Source organism: Amycolatopsis tucumanensis, from assembly GCF_021654135.1.
Taxonomy (GTDB): Bacteria; Actinomycetota; Actinomycetes; order Mycobacteriales; family Pseudonocardiaceae; genus Amycolatopsis_E; species Amycolatopsis_E tucumanensis.
In genome coordinates this window covers 1-6,321 of record NZ_JAKGSD010000111.1, presented here as the reverse complement: position 1 = coordinate 6,321, position 6,321 = coordinate 1, and the positions used below count along the sequence as shown (strand labels likewise).

General features: G+C 71.2%; 5 protein-coding genes. 2 read left to right on the top strand and 3 right to left on the bottom strand.

Translation table 11 applies throughout. From position 1 onward, the window contains the following. Positions 1 to 63 precede the first annotated feature (63 nt). Complete coding sequence (locus L2C96_RS43790) at positions 64 to 777, top strand: sugar isomerase domain-containing protein (protein WP_237340281.1); 714 nt, start codon at positions 64 to 66, stop codon at positions 775 to 777. Here the strand turns inward: L2C96_RS43790 and L2C96_RS43785 are convergent. Next, on the bottom strand, positions 774 to 2,639 hold the full coding sequence (locus tag L2C96_RS43785) for an ABC transporter ATP-binding protein (protein WP_237340280.1): 1,866 nt from the start codon (positions 2,637 to 2,639) through the stop codon (positions 774 to 776). The two genes, L2C96_RS43790 and L2C96_RS43785, sit on opposite strands and share 4 nt — an antisense overlap. Positions 2,640 to 2,806: 167 nt before the next feature. Between L2C96_RS43785 and L2C96_RS43780 the strand changes: the two genes are divergently transcribed. Continuing rightward, complete coding sequence (locus L2C96_RS43780; RefSeq protein ID WP_237340279.1) at positions 2,807 to 4,114, top strand: glycosyltransferase 87 family protein; 1,308 nt, start codon at positions 2,807 to 2,809, stop codon at positions 4,112 to 4,114. On the opposite strand, the gene L2C96_RS43775 is transcribed toward L2C96_RS43780, so the two are convergent. Both L2C96_RS43775 and L2C96_RS43770 read right to left on the bottom strand, forming a co-directional pair. Then, positions 4,101 to 4,310, bottom strand: a complete 210-nt coding sequence (locus L2C96_RS43775) for a helix-turn-helix domain-containing protein (RefSeq protein ID WP_017982988.1) — start codon at positions 4,308 to 4,310, stop codon at positions 4,101 to 4,103. The two genes, L2C96_RS43780 and L2C96_RS43775, sit on opposite strands and share 14 nt — an antisense overlap. A gap of 177 nt (positions 4,311 to 4,487) precedes the next feature. Further along, entirely contained in the window at positions 4,488 to 6,116 is a 1,629-nt protein-coding gene (locus tag L2C96_RS43770; protein WP_020421251.1) for an ABC-F family ATP-binding cassette domain-containing protein, read from the bottom strand. Positions 6,117 to 6,321 lie beyond the last annotated feature (205 nt).

Genomic DNA, 6,321 nt, shown 5'->3' with positions numbered 1-6,321 from the left:
ACACCCTTCACCCATCTCCACACACCACCCAGGGTTAGGACTTACTCATCTAGGGTCGGGCGCATGATCAACGATCTGGTCGCCGGCGCGCTGCAGCAGGCCGGCGAACGCAACGGCAGGGAGATCGAGCGGGCCGCCGCGCTGGTGCTGGGCGCGGTGCGGGCGGACGCGCTGGTGTTCACCGCAGGCGCCGGGCACTCGCTGGCGTCGGTCGCCGAGACCTTCTACCGCGCGGGCGGCCTGGCCTGCGTGTACCCGCTGTACCACCCGGACCTGCTGCCGCTGCACGGCGCCGCGGCCAGCACGGCGGCCGAGCGGCGGTCCGGCCTGGCCGCGGAGGTGCTGGCCGAGCGCGCGCCCGGACCGGACGACGTGGTGTTCGTGTTCTCCAACTCCGGCGTCAACCCCTACCCCGTCGAGCTGGCCGAGGCCGCCCGCGCGGCGGGTGCGCCGGTGGTGGCGGTGACCTCGCGGGCGTCGGTCGAGGCGGCGCCGCGCCGCTCGCACAGCACGCTGCTGGAGCAGGCCGACGTCGTGCTCGACACCGGCGTCCGCCCCGGCGACGCCGCCTTCCCCGCCGACGACCCGCGCACGGTGGCGCTGTCCTCGCTGCTCAACGTCTTCCTGTGGAACGAGGTGCTGGCGCACGTCTTTGACGCCGCCCGGCGGGAGGGCGTCGAGGTGCCGTTGTGGCGCAGCTCGAACGTCGAGGGCGGCGACGCGGCCAACGCCGCGCTGCTGGACCACTACCGCCCGCGGGTGCCCGCCCTCCGTTAGGCGGCAGCGGGCTCCTCGGCGAACTGGGTGTGGTAGAGGTCGGCGTAGCGGCCGTTCGCGGCGAGCAGCTCCTCGTGGGTGCCGCGTTCGACGATGCGCCCGGCCTCGACCACCAGGATCTGGTCGGCCGCCCGCACGGTGGACAACCGGTGCGCGATGACCAGCGCGGTCCGGCCTTCCAGCGCGTGCGACAGGGCTTCGCTGACCGCCGCCTCGGACTCCGAGTCCAGGTGCGCGGTCGCCTCGTCCAGCACGATCACCCGCGGGTGCGCCAGCAGCAGCCGCGCGATGGTCAGCCGCTGCCGTTCGCCGCCGGAGAGCCGGTAGCCGCGCTCCCCCACCAGCGTGTCCAGCCCGTCGGGCAGGCTGCGGACCAGCTCGGCGAGCCGCGCCCGGCCCAGCGCGTCCCAGATCTCCTCCTCCGCCACACCCGGCCGCGCGTACTCCAGGTTGGCGCGGATGGTGTCGTGGAACAGGTGCCCGTCCTGGGTGACCACGCCGACGGTGTCCCGGATCGAGGCGAACGCCAGGTCACGGACGTCCACATCGGACAGCCGGATGGCGCCGGAATCGACGTCGTAGAGGCGCGGCAGCAGCGACGCGATCGTCGACTTGCCCGCACCGGACGAGCCGACCAGCGCGACCATCTGCCCCGGTTCGGCGCGGAAGCTGATCCCGTGCAGGACCTCCTCACCGCCACGGGTGTCCAGTGTGGATACCTCCTCCAGCGAGGCGAGCGAGTACTTGTCGGCGGCCGGGTAGGCGAAGCGGACGTCGTCGAACTCGACCGAGACGCCGCCCTCCGGCACGGTGCGGGCGTCCGGCTTCTCGGTGATCATCGGGTCGAGGTCGAGCACCTCGAAGACCCGCTCGAACGACACCAGCGCGGTCATCACGTCCACGCGCACGTTGGCCAGCGCGGTCAGCGGGCTGTAGAGCCTGGTCAGCAGCAGCGCGAGGGCGACGACGGTGCCCGGGGCGAGCTGCCCGCGGATCGCCAGCCAGCCGCCGAGGCCGTAGACCAGTGCCGTCGCGAGTGCCGACACCAGGGTCAGGCTGGTCATGAACCAGCGGGTCAGCATCGCGGTCCGCACGCCGATGTCACGGACGCGTCCCGCGCGGGCGCCGAAGTCCTCGACCTCCCGCTTCGGCCGCCCGAACAGCTTGACCAGCGTCGCGCCGGGCGCGGAGAACCGCTCGGTCATCTGGGTGGTCATCCCGGCGTTGAGCTGGGCCGACTCGCGCTGCAGGTCGGCCATCCGGCGGCCGATGCGGCGCGCGGGGAGCACGAACACCGGCAGCAGCACCAGCGCCAGCAGCGTCACCTGCCAGGACAGGGTGACCATGACCGCGAGCGAGAGCACCAGCTGGATCACGTTGGTGACCAGGCCGGACAGGGTCGCGGTGAACGTGCGCTGCGCGCCGATCACGTCGTTGTTCAGGCGGCTGACCAGCGCGCCGGTGCGGGTGCGGGTGAAGAACGCGATCGGCATGCGCTGCACGTGCTCGAACACCGCGCGGCGCAGGTCGTAGATCAGGCCCTCGCCGATGCGGGCGGACAGCCAGCGTTCGACGAGCCCGAACCCGGCGTCGGCGATCGCCAGCCCGGCCACGACGACGGCCAGCAGGACGACCAGGCCGGCGTCCTTGCCGCCGACGATCGTGTCGACGACCTTGCCGGCCAGCACCGGCGTGCTCACCGCGATCACCGCCGACACCACGGTCAGCGCCAGGAACACCAGCAGGCTGCGCCAGTACGGGCGGGCGAAGCGCGCGACCCGCCGCACGGTTCCGGGCGCGAGGCCCTTCGGCGTGTTCGCCGCGCGCATCGCCGAACTCATCAACGACCAGGTGTTGTCCACGCCGCCCACCCTAAAAGTTCGACATTACTTGATGTCTACCCCGAAGACGCAGAGGTCAACGCGGCAGGTCACCAAAAGCTTCCCGGGCGTTGCCCGCGATTCCGCCCTCGGTAACCTTTGCCCATGGGGAGGGACGAAACCGGTGCGAGACCACCCGGCGGCCCGCGATGACCACTGAGCGCACCGAAGTGCGCACGCCGGTCCCCGCCGCCGCCCTCGACCGCTGGCGGGCTCTGCTCGCCGCGCACCCGCTGACCGTCGACCTGGTCTTCTACGTCGTCTGCACCGTCTACGCCATCGCACTGGCCCTCACCAACGAGTTCTACGGCTTCCGCATCTGGGGTTCGTGCGCCGCGTTCGGCTACGGATTCGCCGCTGCCCACACCGGCTGGCTGATCGCCACCGGCCGCCAGGGCGGGTTGCTGCGCTCCCGCTGGGTGGGGATCGCCGGCATCGGCGTGCTGTCGATGCTGCTGCCGCTGGCGGTCCTGGTGGTCCGGCGGCTCACCGGCACCGACTGGCTGAACACACCGTTCTCCTGGAGCGCCCAGCCCGAGGTGTGGGTGATCGAGCGGTCGGCGAGCCTGCTGCTGGACAACGGCACGCCGTACGTGGACGTGGAGGCGCTCACCCGGGCCCCGGAGGTCAACGACTACACGCCCTACGGCCCGGTCATGGCCGTGTTCGGCCTGCCCCGCGCCCTGTTCGGCGGGAGCCCGGTGGCCGACGCGCTCACCGACGCGCGGCTGGTGTTCGCCCTGACCGCGTGCGTGTGCGCGTGGCTGACGATCCGGCTGTCCCGGACGCCGCGGGTTCCGGTGCGCGCGGCGCAGTTCGCGATGGCGTGCCCGCTCACCGCGCTGACCTGGGCGGTCGCCGGGCCGGACCTGGCGATCGTCGGTCTCATGCTCGTCGCGGCCGCGCTCGCGGCCAGGGACCGCCCGGTGGCGAGCGCGATCGTCCTCGCGCTGGTGATCAGCGCGAAGCTCATCGTCGCACCGGCCGCGGTGGTGCTGGCCGTGCTCGTCTTCGCCCGCCTGGGCGGCAGGGCCCTGGCGCGCTTCCTCACCACGACGGTGGTCGCGTGCGCGGTGCTCAACATCCCGGTGTTCCTGGTGAACCCGCGGGCGTTCGTGGAGCACGTGATCCGGTTCCCGGCCGGCCTGGGCCAGGTGACGTCACCGGCGGCGAGCCCGCTGCCGGGCTATCTCATCGCCAGTACCGGACCGGCCGGGAAAGTGGCCGCGTTCGTCCTGCTCGCGGGCGCCGCTGCCGCGATCCTCGTCTGGTTGCTGCGGCGTCCGCCCGTCGCGGGGTCGGACGCGTTGTGGCGCATCGCCGTCGGGCTGGGAGCGTTCACGCTCCTGACGCCCGCGACGCGCTTCGGGTACCTGGTGTACCCGTCCGTGCTCCTCGGTGCGATGTTGTGCTTCCGCCGCGCCGAGGCCGGAGGTGCCCGGCCTACTTCTTCTTAGCGCGCGTCGCCCCGCCGCGTCCGCGCAACTGCACACCGGATTCGGAAAGCACGCGGTGCACAAAGCCGTACGAGCGTCCGGTCGACTCGGCCAGGGCTCGAATGCTGGCACCCTTCTCGTATTTCTTCTTCAGGTCAGCGGCCAGCTTGTCACGCGTACTGCCGGTGATCCGCGCGCCCTTCTTCAGGTCAGCCACGTCGTTCCGCCTTCCACCAGATCGCGTTGGCAGGCCACAGTGGGCCTCGTCACGCAATGATCGAACACGAACCGGGAATTTGCCAGACGACGGGCGAAAAACCTGCCCAATGGCGGAAAAATTGCGCCATTCAAGGTTGTTGCCTAGTCCAACTAAGCAATCCAGCCTTTGTTTACGTCATGCCAACTGGACGAGTTCCAAGTAATCATCCGACCAGTGATCCTCCGTGCCGTCGGGCAACAGGATCACGCGCTCGGGCTCCAGCGCCTCGACCGCGCCCGGGTCGTGGGTGACCAGCACGACGGCGCCGGTGTAGCTGCGCAGGGCGTTGAGGACCTGTTCGCGGCTGGCCGGGTCGAGGTTGTTGGTCGGCTCGTCGAGCAGCAGCACGTTGGCGGCGCTGGACACCAGGCCCGCGAGCGCGAGCCGGGTCTTCTCACCACCGGAAAGGGTGCCCGCGGGCTGGTCGAGTTGCTCACCGGTGAACAGGAACGAGCCCAGCAGGTTCCGCAGCTCCTGCGCGCCGGTGTCGGGGGCGAGGTGGCGGATGTTCTCCCACACGCTGGCGTCGTGGTCGAGCGTCTCGTGTTCCTGCGCGTAGTAGCCGAGGCGCAGCCCGTGGCCGGCCACGACGCTGCCGGTGTCGGGTTTCTCCATGCCGCCGAGCAGGCGCAGCAGGGTGGTCTTGCCCGCGCCGTTGAGGCCGAGCACGACGACCTTGGTGCCGCGGTCGATCGCGAGGTCGACGCCGGTGAAGATCTCCAGCGAGCCGTACGATTTGGACAGTCCGTCGGCGGTGAGCGGGGTGCGCCCGCACGGGGCCGGGGCCGGGAACTTGATGTGCGCGACCTTGTCGGCCTGGCGCTGGTCGTCCAGGCTCGCGAGCATCTGCTCGGCGCGGCGGGCCATGTTCTTCGCCGCGACGGCCTTCGTGGCCTTCGCGCCGAGCTTCGCGGCCTGTGCCTGCAGGGCGGCGGCCTTCTTCTCCGCGTTGGCCCGCTCCCGGCGGCGGCGCTTCTCGTCGGTCGCGCGCGCTTCCAGGTAGCGGTTCCAGGTCATGTTGTAGTTGTCCAGCTCGCCGCGGGTGGCGTCGAGGAACCAGACCTTGTTGACGACCTCGGCCAGCAGTTCGACGTCGTGGCTGATCACCACGAGACCGCCCTCGTGGCCCTTGAGGAAGCCGCGCAGCCAGTTGATCGAGTCGGCGTCGAGGTGGTTGGTCGGCTCGTCGAGCAGCAGGATGGTGTCGGAGCGGCCGGAGGCCCCCACGTCGGAGGCGGCGAACAGGATGCGGGCCAGCTCGACGCGGCGGCGCTGGCCACCGCTGAGGGTGCGCAGCGGCTGGGCGAGGACGCGGTCGGCCAGGCCGAGGTTGGCGCAGATGCGGGCGGCCTCGCTCTCGGCCGCGTACCCGCCCAGGGAGGCGAAGCGCTCCTCGAGGCGGCCGTAGCGGCGGATCGCCTTGTCCCGCTCGGCGTCGTCGACCAGCTCGGACATGGCGGTCTGTGCCTTCTCCATGTCGCGCAGCAGGGTGTCGAGGCCGCGGGCGGACAGGACGCGGTCCTTGGCCGTGACGGAGAGGTCACCTTCGCGCGGGTCCTGGGGCAGGTAGCCGAGCTCGCTGCCGCGGCGCACCTCGCCCGCATAGGGCTCGCCCTCGCCCGCGAGGACCTTCAGGGTGGTGGTCTTGCCGGCGCCGTTGCGCCCGACCAGGCCGATGCGATCGCCCGGCTGGATGCGCAGGGTGGTGTCGGAAAGCAGAATGCGCGACCCGGCGCGCAGTTCGAGGCCGGTGGCCGTGATCAAGAGAACTCCCGGATGGCGGGGGTGGACGGGTGGCATCGACGGGCCTGCCGGACAGGCGGCCCGGAGCTACTCCAACTGGACGTCCACGAGACCCAGTGTACGGATCACGGTCCAGCGATTTTCCCCGCGGTGGCGGGTCTCACCACGCCACCAAGGTAGCTGGGTGGTCATCCCGTCGCCTGACACTGGACGATCACCTTGAGCC